This is a genomic window from Armatimonadota bacterium, assembly GCA_016223145.1.
GTDB lineage: Bacteria > Armatimonadota > Fimbriimonadia > Fimbriimonadales > Fimbriimonadaceae > Nitrosymbiomonas.
The window spans coordinates 93,011-117,502 of the sequence record JACRPN010000005.1 but is presented as its reverse complement, the minus strand read 5'-3'; the positions used below and the strand labels follow the sequence as shown (position 1 = coordinate 117,502).

At 60.6% G+C, this 24,492-nt stretch carries 27 protein-coding genes; 10 read left to right on the top strand and 17 right to left on the bottom strand.

The genetic code is table 11. The features are described 5' to 3' along the window. The first annotated feature begins 137 nt into the window (after positions 1 to 137). The 3 genes from HZC36_02895 to HZC36_02885 all read left to right on the top strand — a co-directional run bounded on the left by HZC36_02895 (position 138) and on the right by HZC36_02885 (position 3,045). Complete coding sequence (locus HZC36_02895) at positions 138 to 968, top strand: zinc metalloprotease (GenBank protein MBI5705919.1); 831 nt, start codon at positions 138 to 140, stop codon at positions 966 to 968. An 89-nt stretch (positions 969 to 1,057) separates the two neighbouring features. Next, on the top strand, positions 1,058 to 1,963 hold the full coding sequence (locus tag HZC36_02890) for an NTP transferase domain-containing protein (protein MBI5705918.1): 906 nt from the start codon (positions 1,058 to 1,060) through the stop codon (positions 1,961 to 1,963). Then, positions 1,954 to 3,045 carry an aminoglycoside phosphotransferase family protein gene (locus HZC36_02885; protein MBI5705917.1) on the top strand — a complete coding sequence of 364 codons (1,092 nt, stop codon included), beginning with the start codon at positions 1,954 to 1,956 and terminating at the stop codon, positions 3,043 to 3,045. The genes HZC36_02890 and HZC36_02885 overlap by 10 nt, the downstream gene beginning before the upstream one ends. On the opposite strand, the gene HZC36_02880 is transcribed toward HZC36_02885, so the two are convergent. From HZC36_02880 to HZC36_02860, 5 genes are all read right to left on the bottom strand, one after another. Further along, on the bottom strand, positions 3,014 to 3,799 hold the full coding sequence (locus HZC36_02880) for a class I SAM-dependent methyltransferase (GenBank protein MBI5705916.1): 786 nt from the start codon (positions 3,797 to 3,799) through the stop codon (positions 3,014 to 3,016). The two genes, HZC36_02885 and HZC36_02880, sit on opposite strands and share 32 nt — an antisense overlap. Positions 3,800 to 3,957: 158 nt before the next feature. Then, positions 3,958 to 5,442, bottom strand: coding sequence for an anthranilate synthase component I (trpE, locus tag HZC36_02875; protein ID MBI5705915.1), 1,485 nt, complete (start codon positions 5,440 to 5,442; stop codon positions 3,958 to 3,960). A gap of 21 nt (positions 5,443 to 5,463) precedes the next feature. Beyond that, complete coding sequence (locus tag HZC36_02870; protein ID MBI5705914.1) at positions 5,464 to 5,886, bottom strand: hypothetical protein; 423 nt, start codon at positions 5,884 to 5,886, stop codon at positions 5,464 to 5,466. A 47-nt stretch (positions 5,887 to 5,933) separates the two neighbouring features. Next, positions 5,934 to 7,382, bottom strand: a complete 1,449-nt coding sequence (locus HZC36_02865; GenBank protein MBI5705913.1) for a tryptophanase — start codon at positions 7,380 to 7,382, stop codon at positions 5,934 to 5,936. 23 nt (positions 7,383 to 7,405) lie between these two features. After that, positions 7,406 to 8,266, bottom strand: a complete 861-nt coding sequence (locus HZC36_02860; protein ID MBI5705912.1) for an HDOD domain-containing protein — start codon at positions 8,264 to 8,266, stop codon at positions 7,406 to 7,408. Between the two features lie 147 nt (positions 8,267 to 8,413). Here HZC36_02860 and HZC36_02855 point away from each other — a divergent pair, with 147 nt between their 5' ends. Beyond that, positions 8,414 to 9,409, top strand: a complete 996-nt coding sequence (locus HZC36_02855; protein MBI5705911.1) for a J domain-containing protein — start codon at positions 8,414 to 8,416, stop codon at positions 9,407 to 9,409. Continuing rightward, positions 9,406 to 9,807, top strand: coding sequence for a helix-turn-helix transcriptional regulator (locus HZC36_02850; GenBank protein MBI5705910.1), 402 nt, complete (start codon positions 9,406 to 9,408; stop codon positions 9,805 to 9,807). The genes HZC36_02855 and HZC36_02850 overlap by 4 nt, the downstream gene beginning before the upstream one ends. Positions 9,808 to 9,884: 77 nt before the next feature. Here the strand turns inward: HZC36_02850 and HZC36_02845 are convergent, their stop codons facing one another. From HZC36_02845 to HZC36_02835, 3 genes are read right to left on the bottom strand one after another with little or no spacing between them, the layout of a single operon-like run. After that, positions 9,885 to 11,291, bottom strand: coding sequence for an NAD(P)(+) transhydrogenase (Re/Si-specific) subunit beta (locus HZC36_02845; GenBank protein ID MBI5705909.1), 1,407 nt, complete (start codon positions 11,289 to 11,291; stop codon positions 9,885 to 9,887). Next, positions 11,288 to 11,626: an NAD(P) transhydrogenase subunit alpha gene (locus tag HZC36_02840; protein MBI5705908.1), complete on the bottom strand. Its 339-nt coding sequence runs from the start codon at positions 11,624 to 11,626 to the stop codon at positions 11,288 to 11,290. The genes HZC36_02845 and HZC36_02840 overlap by 4 nt, the downstream gene beginning before the upstream one ends. Then, positions 11,623 to 12,741, bottom strand: coding sequence for a Re/Si-specific NAD(P)(+) transhydrogenase subunit alpha (locus tag HZC36_02835; protein ID MBI5705907.1), 1,119 nt, complete (start codon positions 12,739 to 12,741; stop codon positions 11,623 to 11,625). The genes HZC36_02840 and HZC36_02835 overlap by 4 nt, the downstream gene beginning before the upstream one ends. A gap of 501 nt (positions 12,742 to 13,242) precedes the next feature. On the opposite strand from HZC36_02835, the gene HZC36_02830 reads away from it, so the two are divergent. Continuing rightward, on the top strand, positions 13,243 to 13,626 hold the full coding sequence (locus HZC36_02830; GenBank protein ID MBI5705906.1) for a hypothetical protein: 384 nt from the start codon (positions 13,243 to 13,245) through the stop codon (positions 13,624 to 13,626). Positions 13,627 to 13,635: 9 nt separating this feature from the next. After that, on the top strand, positions 13,636 to 13,863 hold the full coding sequence (locus tag HZC36_02825; GenBank protein MBI5705905.1) for a hypothetical protein: 228 nt from the start codon (positions 13,636 to 13,638) through the stop codon (positions 13,861 to 13,863). 165 nt (positions 13,864 to 14,028) lie between these two features. Here HZC36_02825 and HZC36_02820 read toward each other — a convergent pair whose 3' ends face one another. Then, positions 14,029 to 16,104, bottom strand: coding sequence for an elongation factor G (locus HZC36_02820; GenBank protein ID MBI5705904.1), 2,076 nt, complete (start codon positions 16,102 to 16,104; stop codon positions 14,029 to 14,031). After that, entirely contained in the window at positions 16,073 to 16,876 is an 804-nt protein-coding gene (locus HZC36_02815) for a hypothetical protein (GenBank protein ID MBI5705903.1), read from the bottom strand. The genes HZC36_02820 and HZC36_02815 overlap by 32 nt, the downstream gene beginning before the upstream one ends. Before the next feature lie 93 nt (positions 16,877 to 16,969). On the opposite strand from HZC36_02815, the gene ispG reads away from it, so the two are divergent. From ispG to HZC36_02800, 3 genes are read left to right on the top strand one after another with little or no spacing between them, the layout of a single operon-like run. After that, positions 16,970 to 18,187: a (E)-4-hydroxy-3-methylbut-2-enyl-diphosphate synthase gene (ispG, locus tag HZC36_02810; protein ID MBI5705902.1), complete on the top strand. Its 1,218-nt coding sequence runs from the start codon at positions 16,970 to 16,972 to the stop codon at positions 18,185 to 18,187. A 3-nt stretch (positions 18,188 to 18,190) separates the two neighbouring features. Beyond that, entirely contained in the window at positions 18,191 to 18,868 is a 678-nt protein-coding gene (gene radC, locus HZC36_02805; GenBank protein ID MBI5705901.1) for a DNA repair protein RadC, read from the top strand. Next, positions 18,865 to 19,503 (top strand): haloacid dehalogenase, encoded by a 639-nt coding sequence (locus tag HZC36_02800; protein MBI5705900.1) that lies wholly within the window; start codon positions 18,865 to 18,867, stop codon positions 19,501 to 19,503. Before radC ends, HZC36_02800 begins: the two co-directional genes overlap by 4 nt. 262 nt (positions 19,504 to 19,765) lie before the next feature. On the opposite strand, the gene HZC36_02795 is transcribed toward HZC36_02800, so the two are convergent. From HZC36_02795 to HZC36_02765, 7 genes are all read right to left on the bottom strand, one after another. Continuing rightward, entirely contained in the window at positions 19,766 to 20,329 is a 564-nt protein-coding gene (locus HZC36_02795; protein MBI5705899.1) for a PEP-CTERM sorting domain-containing protein, read from the bottom strand. 133 nt (positions 20,330 to 20,462) lie between these two features. After that, entirely contained in the window at positions 20,463 to 21,476 is a 1,014-nt protein-coding gene (locus HZC36_02790) for a tetratricopeptide repeat protein (protein ID MBI5705898.1), read from the bottom strand. Continuing rightward, positions 21,437 to 21,781, bottom strand: coding sequence for a ribosome silencing factor (rsfS, locus tag HZC36_02785; GenBank protein ID MBI5705897.1), 345 nt, complete (start codon positions 21,779 to 21,781; stop codon positions 21,437 to 21,439). Before rsfS ends, HZC36_02790 begins: the two co-directional genes overlap by 40 nt. Beyond that, positions 21,782 to 22,372 carry a nicotinate (nicotinamide) nucleotide adenylyltransferase gene (gene nadD / locus HZC36_02780; GenBank protein MBI5705896.1) on the bottom strand — a complete coding sequence of 197 codons (591 nt, stop codon included), beginning with the start codon at positions 22,370 to 22,372 and terminating at the stop codon, positions 21,782 to 21,784. Between the two features lie 2 nt (positions 22,373 to 22,374). Next, the gene (gene obgE / locus HZC36_02775; protein ID MBI5705895.1) at positions 22,375 to 23,640 is read right to left on the bottom strand and encodes a GTPase ObgE; all 1,266 of its coding nucleotides are present in this window, start codon (positions 23,638 to 23,640) and stop codon (positions 22,375 to 22,377) included. Between the two features lie 130 nt (positions 23,641 to 23,770). After that, a complete protein-coding gene (gene rimM / locus HZC36_02770; GenBank protein ID MBI5705894.1) occupies positions 23,771 to 24,247 on the bottom strand; it encodes a 16S rRNA processing protein RimM in 477 nt (158 codons plus the stop codon). Positions 24,248 to 24,250: 3 nt separating this feature from the next. Continuing rightward, a complete protein-coding gene (locus HZC36_02765; GenBank protein MBI5705893.1) occupies positions 24,251 to 24,490 on the bottom strand; it encodes a KH domain-containing protein in 240 nt (79 codons plus the stop codon). Positions 24,491 to 24,492: the final 2 nt, after the last annotated feature.

The following is a 24,492-nucleotide window of genomic DNA, read 5'->3' as shown; positions in this document are numbered from 1 at the left end:
ATTGAGAACCGGTTTCATTCCATACAAAAAAGTCTTTGGGTTCGCGAGAATCGTCACTATAATGACTTGATGCGCCGGACCGCCGATGTTTCGGCGCCCTACGGAGGGATTTGAACGCTATGTATGTATCGAACTTGATGAAAGCGACGTTGCTTTGCACCCTTGGCGCATGGAGCGTCTTGGGCTATGTCGCCAACGCCGCGGGATCGCAAAAGATTCGCTGTTCCACCAAGGACCTCAGCTTCCGGGAGATGGTGCGCGTCGAGGCCGAACTCTACAGCGCTCCAATCAACCCGCAAGCCGTGACGACCATCAACGTCTATTGGCATCGCATTCACGACTCCAGCGGCAATGGCGGAGTTGTCACTTCGCAGCAGGTTAACGACCAAATTGCGGTGCTCAACGCCGCCTATGGGCCGAACTTCCAGTTCCAGCTTGCCGGTGTGAGCGACACCAACAACAGCTCTTGGTACACCTGCAGCGGCGGCACGTGTGAGACCCAGATGAAGTCCGCGCTTCGCCAGGGCTCTGCAGACGACCTGAACATCTATTCGAACAACATGGGGGGAGGTCTGCTCGGCTGGGCGACGTTCCCGTCTTCGTATGCTGGGAACCCGACCAATGACGGAGTGGTAATCCTCTATTCCTCGGTTCCGGGAGGAACCGCGGCGCCGTACAACCTCGGCGACACGGGGACCCATGAAGTGGGCCACTGGATGGGGCTCTACCACACGTTCCAGGGCGGCTGCTCTAGGAACAACGACTTTGTGTCCGATACGCCGGCTGAGAGGTCGCCCGCGTACGGTTGCCCGGAGGGACGAGACTCTTGTACAGGGCGGAAGTGGCCAGGTCTGGACCCGATCCATAACTTCATGGATTACTCCGATGACGCTTGTATGTTCGAGTTTTCGGCCGGCCAGGACACCCGGATGGATGCCCAATGGACGACCTACCGAATGGGCAAGTAAGGTCCAATTGAAGTGGCCCCCGTTTCCTTGGTGGGAGGCGGGGGCTTCTTGGTGTCTTGGGGCCGGCATGAGCCAAAATGGACGGGTCCATGGCCCAACCCAAACCCACGCTCCTCGTCCTTGCCGCCGGAATGGGCAGCCGATACGGCGGCCTTAAGCAGATCGACCCGGTTGGACCTTCCGGCGAGACGCTCCTGGATTACTCCGTCTACGATGCCCTGCGTTCGGGTTTTGGGCGGGTCGTCTTCGTGATCCGGCATTCGATCGAGGCCGATTTTCGGGAGGCGGTCGGGAGTCGGTTTGAGTCCAAACTGGACGTCGACTACGCTTTTCAGGAGCTGAATCAGCTTCCTCCCGGATTCGTGCTGCCGGAGGGCCGCACCAAGCCCTGGGGCACGACGCACGCCATCCTCGCTGCCGAAAATCAGATTCACGGGCAATTTGCGGCGATCAACGCGGATGACTTCTATGGGCGAGGGGCGTTTCAAGCTCTTGCCGGGCACTTTGCCTCCGGCTCACCGGACTATGCGATGGTGGGATTTACCCTCCGGAACACGCTCTCCGAGCATGGCTCCGTCGCTCGGGGCCTCTGCAGGGTGGACGAAAGTGGCTATCTGACCCACATCGAGGAGGTCACCAAGATCGAACGAGAGGGCTTGGGGGGCCGTTACATGGATGATGCCGGCAAGGCCCATCACTTGACCGGGGACGAGGCCGTTTCGATGAATTTCTGGGGCTTTGACCCGACGTGTTTTGAGAGGTTCCGCAAGTACTTTTCCGATTTCCTGAGCGCCAGCATCGGCTCTGAGAAGTCGGAGTTCTATATTCCGAGCGCCATCAAGTCAGCCATCGATGAGGGCTCCGCCCGAGTTAGGGTGCTTCGCGCCGAGAGCCAGTGGTTTGGGGTGACCTATCGGGAGGACAAACCCTCTGTCGTTCAAGGAGTCCAGTTACTGATCGCTGGAGGCGCCTATCCGGAGAGGCTGTGGGAATAGAGTTTCATCCCGATCCTGGGGAGATCGCCCGCCTATTTGGGCTTTCGGAAGCGCCGATTACGTTCGAGCGCTATGGTAGCGGCCACATCAACGACACGTTCCTGGCCACGTACGTCTCGCCTGGCGGCATCACACGAGTCATCCACCAGCGCATCAACACCCTGGTGTTTGTTCGGCCAGAGGAAATGATGGACAACATCGTGCGGGTCACCGAGCACATTGGTAGGGGCGGGGGCCCAGACTCAGGGACATCAATCCCCGAACTGGGTGTGCCAAGGGTGGTTCCGGCGACGGACGGAAGGCCGTTCGCATACGATCTTGAGGGCGGTTTTTGGCGCAGCCTCACCTTTGTGGTGGGTGCGCGTTCTTTCGACCGGGTCCAATCTCCCGCCCAGGCCCGCGAAGCGGGCAGGGCCTTTGGGCACTTCCAGCTTCTCTTGTCGGACCTTCCTGGCCCAAGGCTCTTTGACACCATTCCCCGGTTCCACGATGGGGGCATGCGGTTCGAAGCGTTTGAGAAGGTGCTTGCAGCCGACCCAGCAGGCCGAGTTCCGGCTTGCGGCCCCGAGATCGCGTTCCTTTCAGCGAGGGAGGGCGTGTTGCGACAGCCGTTGCAGTGGCTCCACGAAGGCAGATTGCCTGAGCGGATTACCCACAACGACACCAAGATCAACAACCTGCTCTTCGATGTGGCCTCGGATCGGGCGGTCTGCGTGCTCGACCTCGACACGGTGATGCCTGGTCTGGCGGGCTATGATTTTGGGGACCTGGCGCGGACGGCGACAAGCCCAACCGACGAAGACGAGACGGACCTTGAGAAGGTCGAGGTGGATGCGGCGCTTTACCGGGCGCTCGCTGAAGGGTTCTTAGAGGGAGCCTCTCATTTGAAGGCTTTTGAGCGCGAGACGCTATTCGACTTTGGCAAGATGATCACGCTGATGATCGGGTGCCGGTTTCTCACGGACCATCTGAACGGAGACCAATATTTCCGGATCCATCGCGAGGGCCAGAACCTGGACCGGGCACGGGTGCAGTTCAAGTTGGTTGCGTCTATGGAGGCCCAGGAACGCGTTCTGCGGTGATCACGGCCTTGTTGCTGTTGAGCAGTGAGCTTGTGAACACCGGAGCGAGAATCGTTGCTATGAGCTTGGTGACCTTTGGTGAAGAGCCCGTGGGGTCAGCAAGATAGACCCTAACGTAGCGCTCGATGGGCCACGATAGCTCGTTGATCGTTTTGCACTCCAGAATGGCGAATCCCGTTTCGGCCAGCAACTGCCGTAGCGCTGCCACCGAGAAGTTCGACAGGTGAAACACTGAAGTCCTGCTCCGCTGCCATGCTCGGGCGAGGCGCTTGAGGCCGGGAATTCGATGCAGAGGGAAGGCGATTCGGTCCAATCGAGTCGCGACAGGTGCGTGGATGTAGAGAATTCCGCCGGGCTTCAAGATACGGTGGGCCATTGAGAGCATTTCTCTCGGTGCGGCACTGTGCTCAAGAACATCGATTAGCGTGACAACCTCCATACAGGCGTCTTCGACGGAGGATCCGTCGAAATCGCGATACAGCTTTGCCAGCCCAGGAGGCATGGCAACTTCAGGACCAACGACCTCGTGCGCGCTGACACTGGTGAACCCTGCCTCAATGAGCCGCCGAGGGAGCAGGGCGTTTCCTGTGCCGACATCGATGAGGGCCCTCTCAGTGAGTTGTCGAGCCGCCAGGTCTTGGACGACCCTGGCCATCTTCCTCTCGGCCTGGGCGCAAGTCTCATCGTAATACGCGCCACGGTCTCGTGCGGCGTAGGCGGAGGCGAGTTCCTGCGGGCTAGCTGCTGTACCCACATAGGTGCTTCCGCAAACGCCGCAGCGATAGTGTCTGATCCTCCCTTCGAGAACCCTCGGTGTGAGCGTCTCGCAAAGAAATCGGACGTTTCTGGAACCACACACCCTGCATCCTTCGATCAGCCTATGGCCCGTCATGATGCCTGTGGCTCCCTCCCTCACACATCGCCGCTGCCCGCGATTTCGAGGGCCTTCAGGGCGGCTTTGGCTTTGTTTACCGTTTCGTCGTACTCGCGTTCAGGCACCGAATCGAATACGACACCCGCTCCGGATTGCACGTAGGCGTTGCCGCCCTTCATCAGGATCGTCCTGATGGCGATCGCCATATCCATGTCGCCGTTCGCGCCGATGTAGCCGACGCCCCCCGCATAGCACCCACGACGGGTGGGTTCGAGTTCCTCGATGATCTGCATCGCCATCACCTTAGGGGCACCGGAAACGGTCCCGTGGGGGAACGCCGACCGGATCAGATCGAAGGCGCTGCGGTTCCTCGTGAGCGTTCCCGTCACGTCGCTGACGATGTGCATCACGTGGCTATAGCGCTCGACCACCATGAGGTCGTTGACCCTAACGGAGCCAAATTCGGAGACCCTGCCGAGGTCGTTTCGCGAAAGGTCGACAAGCATGATATGTTCTGCTCGCTCCTTTTCATCGGCCAAAAGCTCCTTCTCAAGAGCGAGGTCTTCATCGGGCGTTGCTCCCCTCCAGCGGGTGCCCGCAATCGGCCTCACGCGCGCGGTGTCGCCTGAAAGCCCGAACAGCAGTTCGGGCGAAGCTCCCACGAGATCGAAATCACCCATCCTCAAGACGAACATGTAGGGCGAGGGGTTGAGGCTGCGAAGCGCGCGATACACGGAAACCGGATGGCTGGCGCAGGGGGTCTGGAAGCGTTGCGAGAGCACGACCTGGATCCCGTCGCCGCGCTGCATGAAGCCTATCGCGGTTCGGACCTTCTCCTCGAACTCCTCGCGGGTCTGATTGCTTGTTGGGGGGTGCTGAGCGCTGATCTTGCCGGGAAGGTCGGGCATGGGCCGCCTGAGCCGAGCCAGGACCCTCTCGATCTCGGCGCAGGCCGCCTCGTAGCCTTCTGCCGTCCCTTCGGCGAGCACGATCACCCGGATAACGTTCTTGGCGTGGTCGAAGACGACGATGGACTCGGTTAGCATCATCGCCATGTCATCCAGGTTCAGGTCGTCGGTCTGCAGATCAGGCAGACGCTCCAGGAAGCGGACCAGGTCGTAGCCGATGAGCCCCACGGCGCCGCCGACAAACTTGGGCATGCCGGGGACCGACACCACACCGGCGCCGTCTGAAGTGCCCGGGCAAAGCTCTTGTTCGAGCAAGGAAAGAGGATCTTTGCCCTCTGGTAGATCGCCGTGCTGTTCTTCGGAGCGCGAGATACGCCTGTATTTGCGGTCCTTGGTTCGCAGGACGACCCGTGGCCGTGCGCCAAGGATGCTGTAGCGGGCCAGGTTCTCGCCGCCCGTCACCGATTCGAGCAGAAAGCTGTATGTCTCGTCGCTGGCCAGCTTCCAATAGGCGCTGAGCGGGGTTTCGACGTCCGCAAGGACGTCACGCCAAACCGGCATCCGCATGCCACCAGACGTCGCCCTTAAGAAGTCCTCTTTCGAAGGCTGCTGCATGGTCAGAATCCGGCGTCGCTCTCAGCTCTTTCTCTTGAGGGCGATCTTCTGGTCCAGTGGCGGTGTGGCCTCACGCTGGCTGATCTCGACGCTGTTCTCGTCCTTCCAGACGATGTCGAACGTGACCGTCTTCGGGTCTTTCTTGAGGCCTTCGTTGACCTTGTCCACCATCGCCTTGGGCAGATCAGGGGCCTCCATGGAGGTCGCCGTGAAGGTGAAGGACTTCTCCGACTCCTTGTAGTTGCCCATCTGCGCGGACTTTCTGCCCATCACGTCCTGGGTGAGCTTGACGGTTCCGTCTTTGTCGAAATGGAAGTCCATTCCGACTTGCATCGTTTGAACGGTGATGCTCCCCGTCCAGTCTCCCACCAAAGAAGGTTTGCCCTTGCAGCCCACCGAGACGGCCAGAGCCAAGACGATCGCCAACAGCCATTGAAGCTTCATAGGCTCCAGTATAGCCAGCTTAGGTGCTGCCCATCTGGATACCGGGACTAGAGCGGTGCCATCTCAGCCGTGAAGTGCCGGAGAAATGGCGCTTGCTTCAGGAAGCGGTAGCCCTTAACCGTGTCCCGGTTCCGGTGCATTTCGGCGATGACCTCGCAGACGTAATTCACGTGGGCTTGCGTGTAGACACGCCGCGGCAGCGCAAGTCGCACCAGCTCCTTTTCGGCAGGGACTTCCAGGCCGCCGGGCGGAGCGATCCCCGATCTCTCTCCGTCTGCCCCTCCCTCATCCATCCCAGAGGCCATGCAAGGAAGGGGAGTCCCTTCTGGTAGGTGTCGGCCAAACATGACTGAGCCGATCTCGACCGCGCGCACTCCTCCCGTCAAGTAGAGCTGGCAGGTGAAGGCCCAGGCGGGGAAGTGCTCGGCCGGAATCTGAGGATAAAAGCGCTTGGCATCCACATAGACCGCGTGGCCCCCAGGCGGCTGGATGACGCTGATGCCGTTTTCCAGGAGGTGGTCGGCCATATACTGAACGGTCCGGACGCGGTACTCCAGATACCGCTCTTCGAGGGTCTCGTCGAGTCCCACGGCGAGCGCCTCCATGTCGCGCCCCGCCATTCCTCCGTAGGTGGGAAAGCCCTCGACAAGGATGAGCAGGTTGCGCGCCTCGTCGGCGAGCGTGTCGTCGTTGAGGGCCAGGAAGCCGCCGATGTTGCCGAACCCATCCTTCTTGAGGCTCATCGTCGCGCCATCGGCATAGGAGAACATCTCCTGGGCGATCTCACGGGCCGACTTGTTCTCGTATCCGGGTTCGCGCTTTTTGATGAACCAAGCGTTCTCCGCGAACCGGCAGGCATCGATGAAGAAGGGGACGCCGTGTTTTCTGTAGAGCGCCGAGACCTCTCGAATGTTGGCCATTGACACGGGCTGGCCGCCGCCCGTGTTGTTGGTCACGGTCAGCATCCCCAGGGGGACATGGCCGCTATTGGACTCAAGAAACGCCTTCAGCTTTCCGGGATCGAGGTTTCCCTTGAAGGGGTATTGCGAGTCGATGTCCTTTGCCTCGTCTGTGACCAAGTCCACGGCTTCGGCCCCTGAATACTCGACGTTGGCGCGCGTCGTGTCAAAGTGGTTGTTGCTTGGGATGCGATTGCCCTTGCCCCCGACCAGGTTCATCAGGATCTTTTCGGCCGCCCTGCCCTGGTGGACCGGGATGACGTGCTTGAACCCAAAGATCTCTTGAACCTTGTCGCGAAACCTGAGGAAGCTCTTTGAACCCGCGTAGCTCTCATCGCCGACCATAATCGCCGCCCATTGCTGGCTGCTCATCGCGCTCGTGCCGCTGTCCGTAAGGAGGTCGATCAGCACGTCCTCCGCGTCGATCAGAAACGGGTTGAAGCGGGCGCTTCGAAGGATCTCCTCGCGCTCTTCCCGCCGCGTGAAACGGATGGGCTCGACGACCTTGATGCGAAACGGCTCAATGATCTCGTGCATGGCCGCTCGTCAGCGTACTCGGTTCATGCAGCCGCTCGTTGCTCGAAACCCGCCTCAGCTTTCTGAACCTCTGAGAGCACGACCTGCTCGATCACATCGAGCTGGTCCTCGGCAAGGTCGAGGGCCGCAAGATACTGCGTGCTAATCTCGATGTCCTCCTTGACCCCGAGCATGTTGTAGCCAATGCGCCGGGCGATCTGATCGGCGATAGACACAACGATGGTGGTCTCCATGTGCTTGGTATCTCTCTCGGGTTCGAGATGGAACTCGATCGCCGACCTCATCCCCGACGGCAGATTCCACTTTTCGGCCAACATCGCACCCACGCTGGAATGGTCATAGCCGAGAACCGCCTTGAGTTCCACATCGATCGAGGATGCGTTGGCCTTGGCTGCCTTGCAGGCCGATTCAAGCTCGACGAGCGCATGCCTTTCAAGGACGAGCAGACCGATATCGTGCATGAGGCCCCAGCCGTAAAGCTCCTCGGCATTGGAGGGCATCTTCAGCTTGCCGACGATCCTGGCTGCCGTCGCCGTCGCCACGCAGTGGCGCCAATAGGCCATCTTGTCGAAAGACGCCGATCGGCTGGATGTTCCCACCATCTGCTGGTAGGAAAGGGCAATGATGAGGTTGCGGACCACGTCGAACCCAAGCACGGTCACGGCTCGGGCCACCGACGCGACGCTGTGGCCACCGTAATAGGGTGAATTGGCGGCTCTCAGGAGTTTGGCCGAGATAGCGGGGTCCTGTTGGATCAGCTTTTCGAGGTCGCGCCACGAGGCGTCCGGGTTGTCGGTTAGGGCAAGCACCTGCGTCAAGATGGTTTTTAGGGCGGGCAGGTTCTCGTTTCTCGCGATCTTAAGCGCAATGACATCCAATTCCACACCAGGATTTTCGGTATTCCAGTACCTGTTCTTGACCGTGTGCGCTTGAGTCTCGGCATTGCCCGGCCCAGGATGTCTTGGGGCCCCGAAACCAAAGGGCCTACTTGAGCGTTATAGAGTTAGGTACTTTAGCGTTAGGGACTTAAGATGGCCAAGGACTATTATCACGTGCTCGGGGTGGACCGAAAGGCGGACGAAAAGACCATCAAGAGCGCCTATCGCAAGCTCGCTCGCAAGTACCACCCGGACGTGAACCCCAACGACAAGGCCGCAGAAAACCGGTTCAAGGAGGTGCAAGAGGCCTACGACGTAGTGGGCGACGCGGACAAGCGCAAGCTTTACGACCAGTATGGCGATCACTGGGAGACCGCGCAGAAGTTCGGCGGCATTCCAGGCGCCGGGACCGCCGGAGGGTTCCAAGACTTCGAGTTCGTCGGCGGCGGAGGGGGCGACTTCGAGTCCATCTTCCAACAGATCTTTGGTGGGATGGGTGGCGCTCGAGGGGCCAGGACCTACACTTATGGGGTCGAGGACCCTCAGGCGGCGGCGCGTCACCGCGAGGAGATGAAGACCGCTCAGCCCCGCGATCTTGAGAAGACCATAGAGGTCAGCCTCGAGGAAATCGATTCGGGCACGAAGCGGAAGCTGGTCTACCAGACGATGGACGCGGTCCAGACTCCGGATGGCCGTGTGACCACGCTTCCGAAGCAGCGCGAAGTGGTTGTCACGGTGCCCGCGGGCATTCAGGAGGGCAAGAAGCTAAGGATTGCGGGCATGGGCTCGAGCGGTCTGCGCGGGCGGGCCGGCGATCTTTACGTTGTCATTCAATGGGCCAAGCACCCCGAGTTTCAGGTCGTCGGCGACCACTTGGAGGTCGACGTCAATGTGCCCTATCCCGTAGCTGCGCTTGGCGGAGAGATCAAGGTTCCCACGCTCCGAAAGCCGCTCAAAATGAGGATCCCGGCGGGCACTCAGTCGGGCCAGAGCTTTCGCTTGGCGGGCCAGGGAATCGCGCGAATGGCTGGAGGCCGAAGCGACCTGATGGCTCGGGTGAAGATCACGGTGCCCAAGTCGCTTGGTGCCGAAGAGAAGCGGCTGCTTGAGCAGATCGCCAGGCTCACGGAGGCAAAGGCAGAGCGATGAGAGCGCAGGACCATCCCGTTTACATGATTGGTGTCGCGGCCCAGCTCTGCGGCGTCCACCCCCAGACCTTGAGGCAGTATGAGCGGCTCGGACTGGTGGTGCCCTCGCGTGTGGCTGCCAAAAATCGGCTCTATAGCGAGGGCGACATCGAGCGCGTCCGGCGTATTCAAAGGCTGACTCAGGGCATGGGCGTGAATCTGGCCGGGGTCGAGATCATCATCAAGCTGTTGGACCAGATCGAGGACCAGCGAGCGGACTTCGAGAAGCAGGTGCAGGACTACGTCCGGGAAACCGAGCGGTTCCTGCAGGAAATGGTGGGGAAGTCGAATACGCCGCTGAAGAAGGACGGGACGATCTTGCCGGTCCCGCAAATTCGGATAAGGAAGATCGAACTGTAGTCTTCTCTTCCAGAAGAATAGGACCTATAAGACGTAAAAGTCGTATAGGTCCTATTTGGCTTCCACGCCTGTTGGCCTCAGTAGTTCTCTAAGGCCGACGAGATAGCCTGGATCGTGGTCTTCGCATTGCCAAACACCATGCGGGTGTTGTCCATGACGAAGAGCTCGTTGTCGACACCGGCGAAGCCGGCGCCCATGCTGCGCTTGCTCACAAGCACGAGCCTGGCTTTGTCCACGTCGAGAATCGGCATGCCAAAGATCGGGCTGCTCTTGTCGTAGCGCGCCGCCGGGTTGACGACGTCATTGGCGCCGATGACGAGCACCACGTCTGTTTCCGAGAACAGCGGGTTGATCGTCTCCAACTCATAGAGCTGGTCGTAAGGCACGTCGGCTTCCGCGAGCAGTACGTTCATGTGGCCCGGCATGCGTCCGGCCACCGGGTGAACGGCGTATTTCACGTCGATGCCGCGAGCCTGCAACTTGCTGCACATCTCCTTGACCTGGTGTTGCGCCTGGGCCACGGCCATACCGTATCCGGGCACGATGACCACGTTCGAAGCGTTGGCCAACGAGATTGCCGCATCATCCGGCGAGTAGCTCTTCGGCTGCCTTCCCGCGAAAGCGCTCTGGCCGCTGCCCGCTACGGCTGACCCGACCCCGGCGAACATGACGTTCGCGAGCGACCGGTTCATGCCCTTGCACATTTCAAGCGTGAGGATGAGACCGCTCGCGCCGACCAATGCGCCACCGATCAGCAGCGCCGTGTTCATTAGAACGAAGCCCGCAAGACCCGCCGCACAGCCCGTGAACGAGTTGAGCAGCGAGATGATGACCGGCATGTCCGCTCCGCCGATGCCCATCGTTCCCGTGATGCCAAGGACCAGCGAGACGGCCATCAGCAACAGGAAGAACATCGGCGTCGCAAAGGTAGCCGGCACTGCGAAGATCAGGACGACCAAGGCCAAAGAGCCGGCCACGAGCAGGCCGTTGAACGCCTTCATCCCCGGGAAGGAGATGGGGCGGCCCGTCATCAGCTCTTGGAGCTTGGCAAACGCTATCATGCTTCCCGAAAAGCTGATCGAACCGATGATCACGCTGAGGAGCGTGGTTATCGACTGAACAGGGGGCTTATCGGCAAAGGCTGCACCTGCCTCGAGGAACTCGTAGAGCGCCACCAATGCGACCGCGCCGCCGCCCAGACCGTTCAGGAGAGCAACCATCTGCGGCATGGCGGTCATTGCGACTTTCCGACCCGAGCCCGCGCCGATGATCGCGCCAAGCGCGACCGCACCCAGGATCAGCATCATGTTGATGCTGGCCACGTTCTGGAACATCAGAAACGTGGCGCCGAGCGCGAAGACCATGCCGACCATCGACACCCAGTCGCCTTTTCGGGCGCTGAGGGGGTGGTTCATCAGGCGGAGCGCAAACACGAAGCACATCGCGCAGAGAAGGTATCCAACATCAATCCACTCGGGGCTCATTTCCCACCTTCCTTCTTGCGCGGCTTGAACATCTCAAGCATGCGGTCGGTGACCACGTAGCCTCCAACGACGTTCATGGTTCCGAAGAACACGGCGACCGTGCCGATGACAAGCATCAGCGTGGATTCCGCCTTTGCCAGGATGAGAAGCGCGCCAACGAGGATGACCCCGTGGATGGCGTTCGTCGCGGACATCAGCGGCGTGTGGAGTACCTGGGGCACCTTGGAGATGACCTCTAGGCCGACGAAGATCGCGAGGATGAAGACCGTGACCACCGCGATCAGCGGCCAGACACCGGCGCCCTCGCTGACGGAAGCGAGCAGGGAGGCGCTCATGCCGCCACCTCCCCGACCGCCTTCTTGACGGATTCGTGCGTGATCGCTCCATCGTGGATGGCGATCGTGCCGCTAATGATTTCGTCTTCCATGTTCAGATTCAGCTCGCCTCCTGGGGCCAGATTGACCAGAAACTCGAGGATGTTGCGTCCGTACATCTTGCTGGCGTCCGGCGCCATCTCCGAGAGCAGGTCCAGCGGGCCCATGATGGTCACACCGTCCACGACCACCGTCTTGCCGGGAACCGTTGCCTCGCAGTTGCCACCTGCGACCGCGGCAAGGTCCACGATGACCGACCCGTGAGCCATGTTCTTGAGCATGTCCTTTGTGATGAGCACCGGGGCCGCCCGCCCTGGGATCAGGGCTGTCGTGATGCAGATGTCGTTTTTGGCGAGCCTCTGCCCAATGACCTCGAGTTCCTTGGCATGTTGGTCCTGGCTTAGTTCCTTGGCGTAACCGCCCTCGCCCTCCGCCGTGACTTCAGGCATCGAAACGAAGCGGGCGCCAAGACTCTCGACCTGCTCCTTGACCGCCGGTCGCACGTCGAACGCTTCGACGATGGCGCCCAGGCGCTTGCAGGTAGCGATGGCCTGAAGGCCCGCAACGCCCGCGCCAAGCACGATGGCTTTGGCCGGGGGAAGGGTGCCCGCCGCCGTCATAAACATGGGGAAGAACTTGGGCAAGGCATCGGCGGCCTTGAGAACCGCCTTGTAGCCCGCGATGGTGCTCATCGAACTCAGCGCGTCCATGCTTTGGGCGCGCGTGATGCGAGGAATGAGCTCCATGGCGAAGCAGGTGACCTTCCCAGATGCCAACGCTTGGACCGTTTCTTTGTTTGAACCCGCGTAGAGAAAGCTCAGCACCATCGAGCCGGGCTTCAGTCCCTTGACCTCAGCCGGGGTGGGTGGGAGAACCTTCGCTACCAGATCCGCGCCGTCGAAAACGGACTTCGCGTCGGGAACGACTTGGGCGCCTACACTTTCGTAAAGGGGATCGAAGAAACCGGCCCTTACGCCGGCGCCAGATTGAACGATGATCTTAAAGCCTTTATCGATGAGAGCCTTGCAGCTGTCCGGAGTCAGAGCGACTCGGGCTTCTTCGGCTGAAAGCTCCATCGGCACGCCTACTATCAAAGCACGCCGCCTCCTTGATTCACGGGTAGAAGATACCTTTCAATAAAGAAGAGATACTTGCCCGGGGCTATAGTGGAAGTTTATGTCAGGATTCTTGGCCTGCTGAGCGCCTTCAGATTCCGACGCCTCTTCAGAAGGACAAGGCAAAAAAAGTGGCCCCGAAGTTGCCTTCGGAGCCTAAATTCATGGACAGGATCCATGAAAGTGTCGTTCTGTCTTTTTGGGGAGGGAACTGGTACGGAAATGAGGGGATTCAAGACCCGTGCCAGAAAGCCCGATGATCCAGAAGGCTTGGCGAAAGCCGGCAGTTCTCTTAGGTCTGGTTCCAGGCGGCGTGCCAGACTGGACGGCCAGCGCGTACTCGACCTTGGAGGCCATGAGTTCCTGCTTAGGAGCGGAAACAAAGATTGGGACCAAGGACCCGCCCCTGTGAGTTTTTGGATCGCAGAAGCGTTTCAACCATTGAACAAACTGGAGAAGGCCATGAACGAATTGATGTCCGTCATCTTGAATGAGCGCGATCGATACAAGACTCTATGGAACAGGACCTATGCGCCGTTGCGCCGTGCACTGACCGGGAAGTGGGGCGTGCTGCCCGAGCAGTCGCACTCCGAAATGCGCTTTGACTCCGACGGTGGCTTTCACTTCCGCTTCATGGACTCGGGCATGAACCTCGAAGGGCGCTACACGATCGTGGCCATCGAAGGGCACTCCTATATCGTTCTGGAAGCCAAGGACGATCAGCCTTGGGTTCTCAGGCTCGAAGAAGTCGACCCTTGGCGGATGAAGCTGCGATGGGTGGATCCGGATGGGCCCTCGATCGAGGTTTCGAGGCGAGCGCCGATGCCGGCGATGGCTGTGGCTTAGGCATCTCCCGTGCATCAAGAAACCCCTGGGTACGGCGTCTATCTTGCCGTCATGACCCTCATGGGTTGCGTCATCGGAATCCTCATGGCCTGGAAGCCTGACACCTACATCGGCAGATTTAGCGTGGTCCGAGCAGACAACCTCTGGAATCGTGGCTGGGGCATCGTCATTGCCGTGGGATGCTTCCTTGGGTTCCTTGCGACCCTAAGGGCCACTGTGCGTCGACGACAGGGCTGAGAGGCCTTCGCCGGCACGAGCTACGCGCTGCACGTGCACTGGGTTTCTGGGGTCCCGGGGAGTTGCTAATGAGTACGTTGGAAACGAGTAGCCCGTGCCACCCCCGGCCTCAAAGAAGAACGCCCTCCCTCGCTGAAGCAAAGGGAGGGCGTTTCTGTTTGATGGCTAGTGGTCCGCGTCCGACATCGCCGCTTTGAGCTTGGCGTACTCGGAGATCAGCGCTTGCTGCTCAAGATGCGGCAGCTCGTCGTAATGCGAGACCGTCTGCTTGAACCTTCCGCGGCCCTTGGTGATCGAGCGAAGATCGAGCGCGTAGCGCATCATCGTCGCCATCGGGACCTGAGCGCGCACCCTGGTTTTTCCGGGAGCGATAGGGTCCATGCCCTGCAGGCGCCCACGGCGCCCATTCAGGTCGCCGACCACGTCGCCCACGCACTCGTCGGGGACGTCCACATCCAGGTTCAGCACAGGCTCCAAGATCGTCGGCTGAGCCTTTTCGGCGGCGTTGCGGAACGCGAGCGCGCCGGCGATCTTGAACGCCATTTCGCTGGAGTCCACCTCGTGGTAGCTTCCGTCATAGACGGTCGCCTTCACGTCCACCACCTGGTAGCCGGCGAGGAAGCCCTGTTCGAGGGCTTCGCGCAAGCCCTTTTCGATGGCAGGAATGTAGTTCTTCGGGACGGAACCGCCCACGACCTTGTTCTCGAAGCTGAAGCCCTCCCCGCGTGAGACGGGCTGAAGCTCCACCCAACAGTCGCCATATTGGCCGCGGCCGCCGGTCTGCCGTTTGTGCTTGCCCTGTGCCTTGCTCGCGGCCTTGATGGTCTCCTTGTAGGGCACCTTTGCGTCTTCGGTCGTGACGTTCACGCCAAAGCGCGTCTTGAGCTTTTCGATCGCAGTGTCGAGGTGGATGTCGCCCATACCCTCCAAGATCTCCTGGTGCAGGTTTGGATCGCGGGAATATCGGAGCGTCGGGTCTTCCTCCAAGAGCTTGGTCAGAGCCGGGCCCAGTTTGTCCTCGTCCGCCTTGCTCACGGGATGGATGGCGATTCGGTAGATTGGCTCAGGGAACTCGACCGGCGGAATGCTGACTTTGTCCTTCTGGGTGCTCAGCGAGTCGCCCGTATGGGTGTCTTGGAGCTTCGCCAGGACGCAGATGTCGCCGGCGAGCACCTGGGGCGCAGCTTCTTGGTTCTTCCCGTGCGGGAAGTAAATGTTGTGAAGGCGCTCGTCGCGCTCGTGGGTCACATTGTAGACGTGGTCATCGGCTTTGAGCATGCCATTGAACACGCGAACGTAGTTGATCTTGCCCACATAGGGGTCAGCCGTAGACTTGAAGACGTAGGCCGCTAAGGGGGCAGCGGGATCGCCCTTGAACTCCTTGTCGCCGATCTTCTTGGGCACGTCGACGGGTGACGGAAGCTCGTGAATGATGCGTTCTAGTAGGTTTGCCGTGCCGACGCCGGTGGCTGCAGAGCCCAAGAGGACGGGAACCACCTTGCCGGTCTCGACGCCGACGAGCAGACCGTGCTCGATCTCGTCTTCAGTCAACGACTCGCCCTCGAGGTATTTCATGGCGAGGTCGTCGTCGCCTTCAGCCGCTGCGTCCATCATCATCTCGCGCAGCTTCTCGGCTTCGGCCGCAAACTCGGCCGGGACCTCGCCGATCTCCTCTCCGCGGTCTTTGCCTTTGTAGACCTTCATGGAGAGCAGGTCGAGCACGCCGCTGAAGTTGGCCTGCTTGCCCATGGGAATTTGAACCTGAACGACCCGCTGCTTGAATCGGCCCCTCAAAGTCGTCATGAGGCCGTCGAAGTCGGCGTTGTCGCGTTCCAGCTTGTTGACGAAAATGCATTTGGCGAGGCCATATTCCTCGGCGATCTCCCAGGCGTTGTCGAATCCAACGTCCAGATCGGCCTTGGCCTCGCAGACGATGACCATCGATTCGACGACTCGGGCAACGGCATGAAGGTCGCCGATGAAGTCGGGGTAGCCCGGAACGTCGATGATGTTGATCTTGTGGCCGTGCCATTCGAGCGGCAGCACGCTGGCGCTGATCGATATCTTGCGCTTGACCTCAAGGGGGTCAAAGTCGCTTGCGCTGGTGCCGGCATCGACGGCGCCTACGCGGTCGGTTGCGCCGGCGGTGTAGAGAAGATGCTCGACGAGCATGGTCTTGCCGGCGCCGCCGTGACCCACGATGGCGATATTACGAATCTTGTCTGGCGAATAGGCTTTCACTCAATTCCTCCGCAGTGAGGGCTTGAGCATAGCACGGGTTTGGGCCTTGAGGTGAGTGGTGGGTGGCGTCGTCGATCAAGGACTCCAGGTGCGCGGCCAAGGCCGGGTGCGACCACTTCAGCTCGCGAAAGGAATCTTGCCCTCGCAGCCGTTCCAGGGTCTCCCCGGCGAGCCCGGCTTCAAGATCGAAGTCGAAGTCGCCGATGTCCAGGAAGCGCGGCTCTCCGCCCACCTCGCCCCAATTATCGAGGAAATTACAGACGCGGGCCGAAGCCTTATGCGCCTCAAGCTCCTTGGCGAGCTCAACGACCCGCCTCAGCGAGGCCAGTGCCTCGCTCTCTGGCCGCTCCCGGAGGATCTCCCGGTACGTCCGCGCCCTCCTCTGGAGCACCCAAGGGCCCGTCTTCACAGATCGTTTAGGGCCGGTCGCGAAGGGCACTGTCGCGGCCTCGTCGGTGTTCCAATCCACAATCGCCGCCAATTCAGGAAACTCGCGGCAGCACCGTTCAGCGCTGCCGAGGGCCCTCTTTCGGTGCAGGTGCGCCGCTTTCAGCGGGTTGCCTGGCGCCAAGGACCAGGACACTCTTCCGAGGTGGATCCCCATGTCGGCGTAGCGCCGCGCTACCGTTTGGGATGGGACAAAGACCTTGAGCACGTGGTCGTTCGAAGCATAGCAATCCACGAAACAGCCCTTCGCCAGCCAAAGAAACTCCGATTTATGGGGCTCGCCAATTCGCTCCAACCCCGGCTCATTTCGTTCGTTTGCCCCCATGCCCAGCAGTCAGTATAGAAGCAAAACGCTCGCGGCACAAGCTCTTGCCATGTGGCATCATGGAGAGGCTTCATCGACTAAGATCCGACGCCTATGAACCTCCAGACCTCCTATCCTCGCCGAAACACCCGGGCCGTGCGGGTTGGGAACGTCACCATCGGTGGCGGGCAGCACGTCGTGGTGCAGACGATGATCACCGAAGAGACGTTCAACGTCCAGGCGTGCGTCGAGCAGGTCATTGCTTTGCACAAGGCAGGCGCAGAGATCGTTCGAATCACGACGCCGACACTCCGCGAAGCCGACGCATTTGGCGAAATTGCGGGACGTGTTCGGAAGGACTATGGTCCTGTGCCAATGGTCGCCGACGTCCATCACCAGGGCGCGGGGATCGCCGCAGAGGCCGCCAAGCACGCCGACAAGGTGAGGATTAACCCGGGGCTGTTCGTATTCAAGAAGCCCACCGGGAGGTCGGAGTTTGCGGAGCAGGACCACGCCGACCAGCGCGCCGAGATCGAGGAGCAGCTGGTGCCGGTGCTGGAGGCTTGCACGGCCCATAAGACCGCGCTGCGCATCGGTGTGAACCATGGCTCTCTGGCCGAACGGCTACTGGTCACCTATGGCGACTCGCCCGAAGGGATGGTGGAGAGCGCGCTGGAATATCTGCGGCTCTGCGAGAAGCACGGCTTCCAGAACATCGTGATCTCGATGAAGGCCAGCCGCGTGCCGATCATGCTCGCGGCGAACAGGCTCCTCGCGATGCGGCTGGAAACCGAGGGTATGGACTATCCGATCCACCTCGGCGTCACGGAGGCAGGGGACGGGGCTTACGCCCGTCTGAAGTCGACGGCAGGCATCGCGACCCTGCTGAACGAGGGAATTGGCGACACGATTCGCGTTTCTTTGGCTGAAGACCCCGCGAACGAGATTCCGGTCTGCTACGAAATTCTGCAGGCGGTGGGACTGAGGAAAACGCAGGTGGAATACATCGCCTGTCCGAGCTGCGGAAGGACCAAGTTCAACCTGCCGACGGTGCTGCACGAGGTCCGCGAGGCCACCAGACACCTGGTTGGGCTCGATATCGCTGTGATGGGGTGCATCGTAAACGGTCCTGGCGAGATGGCGGATGCGGATTACGGGTACGTGGGGGCGGCGGGAGGGAAGATCACGCTGTACAGGAAGAAGGAGCCGGTGAAGCACGGCATCCCCCAGGAGCAGGGCGTCTCTGAGCTGATCGCACTTTTGAAGGAAGACGGGGTGTGGGTGGAGGCGCCGGAAGGGGCGGCTCAGCGGCAGGCGCTTAGGACGGTGTGACCCATGGCTGACAACCGTGAGCGATTTCTAACCGAGACCCCCTATTCCAGGCTCAAGACGCTGGGGCCAGCCGGGATGTCGCTGCTTGACCTGCTCGCCCTTGGCCTTGCCGAATCTGAATCCGACCAAGACCGGACCGAACAGGTTGCCCGCACCTTGGCGCCATCGCTCCAGAAGCTGCGCGGCGTCGGCGACCTTTCGGCCAACCAGCTTGCCGCAACTGGAGTCAGCGACTTTGCAGCAGCCCGCTGCATGGCGCTCATCGAGCTCGGCCGAAGACTGAATTATGCGCTCAAAGGCCCATTGACCCAGGTGAGCTGTGCGGACGTCGTCGCGGAGGCGCTCTCCTGGCTGCGCTTTGAAAAGAGAGAGCATTTCCTCGCCGTCCTGCTCGACTCCCAGAATGTCATCCTCAAGGTTTCGACGATCCACATCGGAACCCTGACGAGTTCGATCGTGGGGCCCAGAGAGGTCTTCCGGGAGGCTATTAGGGAAGGGGCCTCGAGCTTGATCGTGGCGCACAACCACCCCAGCGGCGACCCTACCCCCAGCCCGGAGGACATCGAGCTCACCAAGAAGCTTGTAGAATTGGGGCGCGCGCTGGACATCCCGGTGCTGGACCACATCATCATCGGAGAGGGCCAGCACAGGAGCCTTCGCGAGGCAGGGTTCCTATCATGAGCGAGAACACGTGGGAGACCATCGTCGAAGGCGTGCGAAGCACGGCGCAGTCTATGCACGCGGCGCGGGAGGCGGGGCTTTCGCTCTCCAGGAGTCTGACGCAGACCAGCGCGAAGTGCATCCGCCATATCCATCGGCGACAATGGACGCAAGCCAGGGCCCTGCTCGAAGACGCCAAGGCGCTCTCGAAGCAGGCTCGTGTGGCGCTGGAGCCCTATCCCGAGATCCTGCACGCCGGGTTCCTGCACGACGCCGAGAAGGAGATGGTCGAGGCAGCTGCAGTGATGGCGATCGTGCAGAAAGAGCCATATCCGACACCCGAGGACTTGGGCGCATTCCCGATGAGCTACCTGAACGGCATGGGCGAGGCCTCCAGCGAGTGCCGCCGATTCGTTCTCGACGAAATCCGGCAGGGAAGACCCGAAGAGGCTGAGCGCATCCTGGGGCACATGGAGGCGATCTACGAGGAGTTGATCACGTTCGATTACTCCGACGCGATGACCTGCGGCCTTCGGCGAACGTGCGACGCGCTTCGCGCGGTCCTTGAGCGCACGCGTAGCGATTTGACGACGACCGCCAGCCAGATGGAGCTGGTCCGGGAGCTGCGGGCGACGAGAGAGAGCCTGGAGCGCTAAGCGCTCCGGGGTTCGTGCGAGAGGGTGTGGGCACCCCCTCACCCGGTTCTCTGCGTTCACCGACCTCTCCCCGTGGGGGGCGAGGTGGAATGTGCCCCCTCACCCGGTTCACTGCGTTCACCGACCTCTCCCCGTGGGGGGCGAGGTGGAATGTGCCCCCTCACCCGGTTCACTGCGTTCACCGACCTCTCCCCGTGGGGGGCGAGGTGGAATGCAGGCATAAGGTGAGGAGGCTTTGCTTCTTGGCCTCTGGGCAATGTGCCTATCGACGCCGGCGGATGAGGGCGACGGCGCCTAGGCCAAGCACGGCCAGGCTGGCGGGTTCCGGCACCGTGTCCAGTTGGAAGTCAAACGCGGTCAATCCGCCGTGATCCTCAAGCTGGAACGCAATCGTGTGCGTCCCGGCGCCCAAAGAACCTATGTTCTTGGTGTATTCCCAATAGCTGGTATAGCCTTCAGCGTTTGCCGACCACACCCAAACGCCATCGATGTACATATCGAAGCCGTTGTCAATAGCCACGTGGGCGAACAGCGGCCCCATCGAGCTTCCCATCGTGAACGTGTGCCTTAGCTTGGGATCGTAGTCCGCGTCCCAGGCGGTTTGCGTGGGGTTGGAATCGATGCCGGTCGAGTTTGAGAACACGGCGTTTCCCGTGAACCAAGCTGAGTCATCGTATCCGGTCGTTTCCCATCCAGCGGTAGAACCGCCATACATCGTCGCAGCCGTCGCGTCGATGTACTGGTACGACGATTCGGCCGCAACCAGCACAGCTGCGCCCGCCTGCCCCGCCGCAAATGCGGCTGCGAGTATCAGTATTCGTTTCATTTTGCTCCTTTCGCCCAACAACAGGGCCTGAGAGCGACTGCCCTCGTATAAGTATTTGTCCCAGCCCTGCCATTTGTGACAGGATCAGCCAATAAGTCCCCCCGTCCAAAAAAGGACTGGCAAACTTGCCAGGTCACTCGAACGGAAGGTTGGTTGGCGGTTTGGGGTGGTCCACTTTCTTGCGGGCCTGTTGTTTCGATGCCGCATTGGCGTCCACGATCGCATACAGGTGGAATAGAAGCGCCAAACCCACCGGCAAGAAGATCATGTAGTTGGGCGGCTGGCCGTTGAAGGGCTTCCCGGTCATCGCCGCGCCGAGATTTCCGAAGCCCATCACTCCGGCAACGACCCACGCCCCCAGCCACAGAATCAAGCAGAGTGCCCCTGCAACAAACCGTCCGGTAACGACCTGCCCAAGGCCCGGCAGGATGATCGACATCACGACGGCTGCTTTGGCGCTGGCCGCCATTTCGGCCTGGCTCGCTGAACTCACGTAAACCTGAGAAGCTGCAAAGGCGCTGAAGACCAGGTCGGCATGCTTCTTTTCGAGTCCGACGTTGCCAGGAGAGAGTGCGATGGCACGCTTGTACATCTCGATGGCGGGGCGCTTTTTGCCCTGGGCCTGAAGCTCGTCTCCAAGGGCTTCCAGAACCGCACCCGACTGCGGGGCAACCTTTGCAGCTTGCTCGAGAAGCGAACGTGCTCCATTGTGGTCGCCGCGCATGGAATGAACGCGCGCTTGCCTTAGGAGAGCTTCCGCCTGAGCCACTTGTTCGGGGTCTGCGGGCTCGGCTGCTAGGGGAATCTCGGGAAGCTCAGGTTCCGGCTCTGGCTCTGGAACCGCGAAATCGAGGGCTGTCAGGGCCCGCGCGAGACGTGGATGCTTGGCCGCCTTGGGGTCGGCGAGGTTCGTTTGGGCTCTGAGCGCTTTGAGTTTGGCATCGAGCGCTTCTTCAAGAGCCTGCCGCACAACGCCGTCGTGGGCAGATTCCAAGGATTGAGCGAGCTTGAGGACTTGGTTCCACTGGTCCTTGTAACGCTCTCCCTCACCCGGTTCACTGCGCTCACCGACCTTTCCCTCGAGGGGCGAGTTGGGAGCGGAGGGGCCTATTCCGCCAGGCTCGGGTCGGGCTTCATGTTCGTCCAAAGCGTCTCCAGATCATAGAACTGCCGTTGCTCTTCGCGCATGACGTGGAACAAGACGTCGCCGTAGTCCTGCAAGACCCACCCGCTGCGGGCGCCCTCCACACGAAGGGGCCGCACCTTCAGGTCCCTCAGCTTCTCGGCCACACGGTCGGCGATGGACTCAACATGCCGATCGCTTGTCCCACCACATATGACGAAGAAATCGGCGACTGAGGTTTTCGTGTGAACGTCGAGAACCTCGATTTGCTCGGCCTTCATGTCGTCGGCGAACTCTACGATCTTGTCTGTTTTCTCTCTTGAGGTCATTCAACTCCGATAGAGCTTGTGCTCCAGCACATAACTCTGCACCGCCTCCGGCAGCCATTGCCCAACGCCGAGGCCCCGCGAAACGTACTCGCGAATCTCCGATGATGACACGTCCTGTGGCTTCAGCTTGATGATGTCCACCTTTGAGCGGAACGCCTCAGGCAGTCTGGAAATCACTTCATCCGGCTGGTCAGGAGCGCGAACAGCCACCCCCAAACGACAAAGACGGATAAGTTTCTCAGGTTGCTTCCAGTTTGGGAGGCCCTTAAGAGCGTCCGCTCCCATCAGGAACCAGTAGTCGGAGGGGCTCGCCTGCGCCAGTTGAAGCATGGTGTCGACGGCGTAGCTGGGACCTCGCCGCACCACTTCGATATCCGAAACGCTGAACTCTTGCCTACCGAGGATCGCGAGCCGGACCATTTCAAGCCTCATCTTGGCGGGTGTGACGGCCTGATCCAACTTGGCGGGGTTCTTGTGGGCCGGCACAAACAGCACTTCTTCGAGTCGGAGCTGTGACAGTGCAGCCTCCGCAAGGGCCAAATGCCCACTGTGCGGAGGATCGAAAGTGCCGCCTAAAATTCCGATTCTCATGCTCAAGCTTCGTCCGAAAAATCGAACACCCAATCCCCAATCAAGATTGTTTCCCCTTCCTCTGCGCCAAGTTCGCGGAGCCGTTCGATAACTCCCAAGCGCTCCAGGCGCTTGTGAAGGTACCGCACCGAGTCATCGCTTTCCATGTCGGTCATAGCCACCCAACGCTCGACCTTCTTGCCAAGCACCTGTTTGATGCCATCCTGCTCGACGATTTCCCAGGCATCATCGTCCTGCGCTGCCGGCGTGGGAATGGCTATCCGAACGGGCTCGGAGGCGGGCCGAGATTTTAGGGTCTCCAGCATCGCGTAGAGAAGGGGCTGGATGCCTGAACCGGAAGCCGCAGAGACGCGAAAGAGCGGATGGCCGACACTTTCAAACCGCTTTGCCACGTCTTCAGCGGCGCCTTCCAGCATGAGGTCCGTCTTGTTCAACGCGACGATACGGGGCTTGCGCCAAAGCTCCTCGGCATAGGATTTGAGTTCAGATTCGATTAGCTCGTAGTTGTTCAGGGGGTCTGAGCCGTCGATCGGCAGGATGTCGACCACGTGCACCAATGCCGCGCAGCGCTCGGCATGTTTGAGGAAGCGGTCGCCCAGACCATGGCCTTCGTGGGCGCCTTCGATGAGCCCTGGCAGGTCGGCCACGGTGAACGTTTCCTCCCCAAGGCTCACGACCCCAAGATTGGGTTCAAGGGTCGTGAACGGGTAGTCGGCGATCTTGGGCTTGGCTGCGCTGATCTGGCTGATGAGGGTGCTCTTGCCGGCGTTTGGGAGCCCCACGAGGCCGATGTCCGCCAGAAGTTTGAGCTCGAGTCTGACCGTGCGCTCCTCGGCGGGCTCGCCCTTTTCGGCGATCTTCGGGGCCTGGCGTACGCTGCTCACGTAGTGCATGTTGCCATGGCCGCCCCGCCCGCCTTTACATACTCTGTAGCGGGCGCCATCGAAGCTCAAGTCGGCGAGTTCGGACCCCAAATTGAAATCGAAGATCATCGTTCCAACAGGCACGTGGATCTCGATGTCTACCGCGTCCTTGCCCTTCTTGTTGCCGTGGGCGTTGCCTCCCGATTCGGCTTTGATCCGTGCGTGGAGGCGAAAGTCGTAGAGGGTGCGCTTGTTGCGGTCCGCGATCAGCCAGACGTCGCCGCCTTTGCCGCCATCCGCGCCGTTGGGCCCGCCGCGTGGGACGTGCTTCTCGCGGTGAAACGTCACCGCGCCATCGCCCCCCTTGCCGGAAGTGAGTTCGACGGTGGCTTGGTCGAGAAACATGGTGAATCCTATCAGTTCGAGCCTAAAATCCCAGATCTCAGATTGCAGATCTCAGACCCGGAGTCTGAGGTCTGCAATCCCCAATCCGGATTTCCCAATCGGCGATCCAGAATCCGCAATCAGTATGCCCTTAGCGCATGCCTTCGATCAGGTGAACCACCATTCGGCGGCCCTTCAAATCCACTTGCTTCACAAACTCTTTCACGGCGGGAATCATGATGCCGTCCACAACCAGCAGGTCATGAGCGGGGTAGGGAAGGACCTTCTCCACTTCGCCCAGCACCTCGCCTGCCTCGGTCACCACGCGCATACCGATGAGGTCGGCGGTGAAGTACTCGTCTTCGTCCAGTTCGACATCCAGGTCCTCGTCGGCCTCAAGGTACTCCCACTGCAGCTTCTCCGCGGCCGTTCGGTCCGAAACCCCCTCGATCTGGAGCACCAGGCGCTCACCTTGGAGCCTGGCGCCCAGGATTTCATGCTCGGCGCCTTGAATGGTAAGGACTTTTCCCGGATCGAACCGCTCGAAGAAGTCGGTCAAGGGTTCCACCTTGACTTCGCCCTTCAGACCTTGGGCGCCTACGATTCGGCCGATCCTGATCGTTCCCAGAGGCTACTCCGTGGGGATCTTGACGAACGCGCGCTCATGGGCCTTGGCCGCAACGGCGCTGACCACGCAGCGGATCGCCGAGACCACGCGCCCGCTTTTGCCAATGATCTTGCCGACGTCTTCGGGAGCCACGTGGACCACGAAGGTCCGGGTGTGGCCGGTGAGTTCCTCGTCGATATGCACTTCGTCTGGCTGTTCGACGATGCCCTTGACCAAAGCTTCAACTAAGTTGCCGTACTTCATGG

Excerpts from the sequence above, each read along its gene's own strand:
- rsfS (MBI5705897.1), bottom strand. The coding sequence starts at position 21,781 with ATGACCTCAAGAGAGAAAACAGACAAGATCGTAGAGTTCGCCGACGAC.
- HZC36_02895 (MBI5705919.1), top strand. The coding sequence starts at position 138 with ATGAAAGCGACGTTGCTTTGCACCCTTGGCGCATGGAGCGTCTTGGGC.
- HZC36_02835 (MBI5705907.1), bottom strand. The coding sequence starts at position 12,741 with ATGGAGCTTTCAGCCGAAGAAGCCCGAGTCGCTCTGACTCCGGACAGC.
- HZC36_02840 (MBI5705908.1), bottom strand. The coding sequence starts at position 11,626 with ATGAGCGCCTCCCTGCTCGCTTCCGTCAGCGAGGGCGCCGGTGTCTGG.
- obgE (MBI5705895.1), bottom strand. The coding sequence starts at position 23,640 with ATGTTTCTCGACCAAGCCACCGTCGAACTCACTTCCGGCAAGGGGGGC.
- HZC36_02765 (MBI5705893.1), bottom strand. The coding sequence starts at position 24,490 with ATGAAGTACGGCAACTTAGTTGAAGCTTTGGTCAAGGGCATCGTCGAA.
- HZC36_02845 (MBI5705909.1), bottom strand. The coding sequence starts at position 11,291 with ATGAGCCCCGAGTGGATTGATGTTGGATACCTTCTCTGCGCGATGTGC.
- HZC36_02800 (MBI5705900.1), top strand. The coding sequence starts at position 18,865 with ATGAGCGAGAACACGTGGGAGACCATCGTCGAAGGCGTGCGAAGCACG.
- HZC36_02815 (MBI5705903.1), bottom strand. The coding sequence starts at position 16,876 with ATGGGGGCAAACGAACGAAATGAGCCGGGGTTGGAGCGAATTGGCGAG.
- radC (MBI5705901.1), top strand. The coding sequence starts at position 18,191 with ATGGCTGACAACCGTGAGCGATTTCTAACCGAGACCCCCTATTCCAGG.
- HZC36_02850 (MBI5705910.1), top strand. The coding sequence starts at position 9,406 with ATGAGAGCGCAGGACCATCCCGTTTACATGATTGGTGTCGCGGCCCAG.
- trpE (MBI5705915.1), bottom strand. The coding sequence starts at position 5,442 with ATGCAGCAGCCTTCGAAAGAGGACTTCTTAAGGGCGACGTCTGGTGGC.
- HZC36_02865 (MBI5705913.1), bottom strand. The coding sequence starts at position 7,382 with ATGCACGAGATCATTGAGCCGTTTCGCATCAAGGTCGTCGAGCCCATC.
- HZC36_02855 (MBI5705911.1), top strand. The coding sequence starts at position 8,414 with ATGGCCAAGGACTATTATCACGTGCTCGGGGTGGACCGAAAGGCGGAC.
- nadD (MBI5705896.1), bottom strand. The coding sequence starts at position 22,372 with ATGAGAATCGGAATTTTAGGCGGCACTTTCGATCCTCCGCACAGTGGG.
- HZC36_02830 (MBI5705906.1), top strand. The coding sequence starts at position 13,243 with ATGAACGAATTGATGTCCGTCATCTTGAATGAGCGCGATCGATACAAG.
- HZC36_02870 (MBI5705914.1), bottom strand. The coding sequence starts at position 5,886 with ATGAAGCTTCAATGGCTGTTGGCGATCGTCTTGGCTCTGGCCGTCTCG.
- HZC36_02795 (MBI5705899.1), bottom strand. The coding sequence starts at position 20,329 with ATGAAACGAATACTGATACTCGCAGCCGCATTTGCGGCGGGGCAGGCG.
- HZC36_02890 (MBI5705918.1), top strand. The coding sequence starts at position 1,058 with ATGGCCCAACCCAAACCCACGCTCCTCGTCCTTGCCGCCGGAATGGGC.
- ispG (MBI5705902.1), top strand. The coding sequence starts at position 16,970 with ATGAACCTCCAGACCTCCTATCCTCGCCGAAACACCCGGGCCGTGCGG.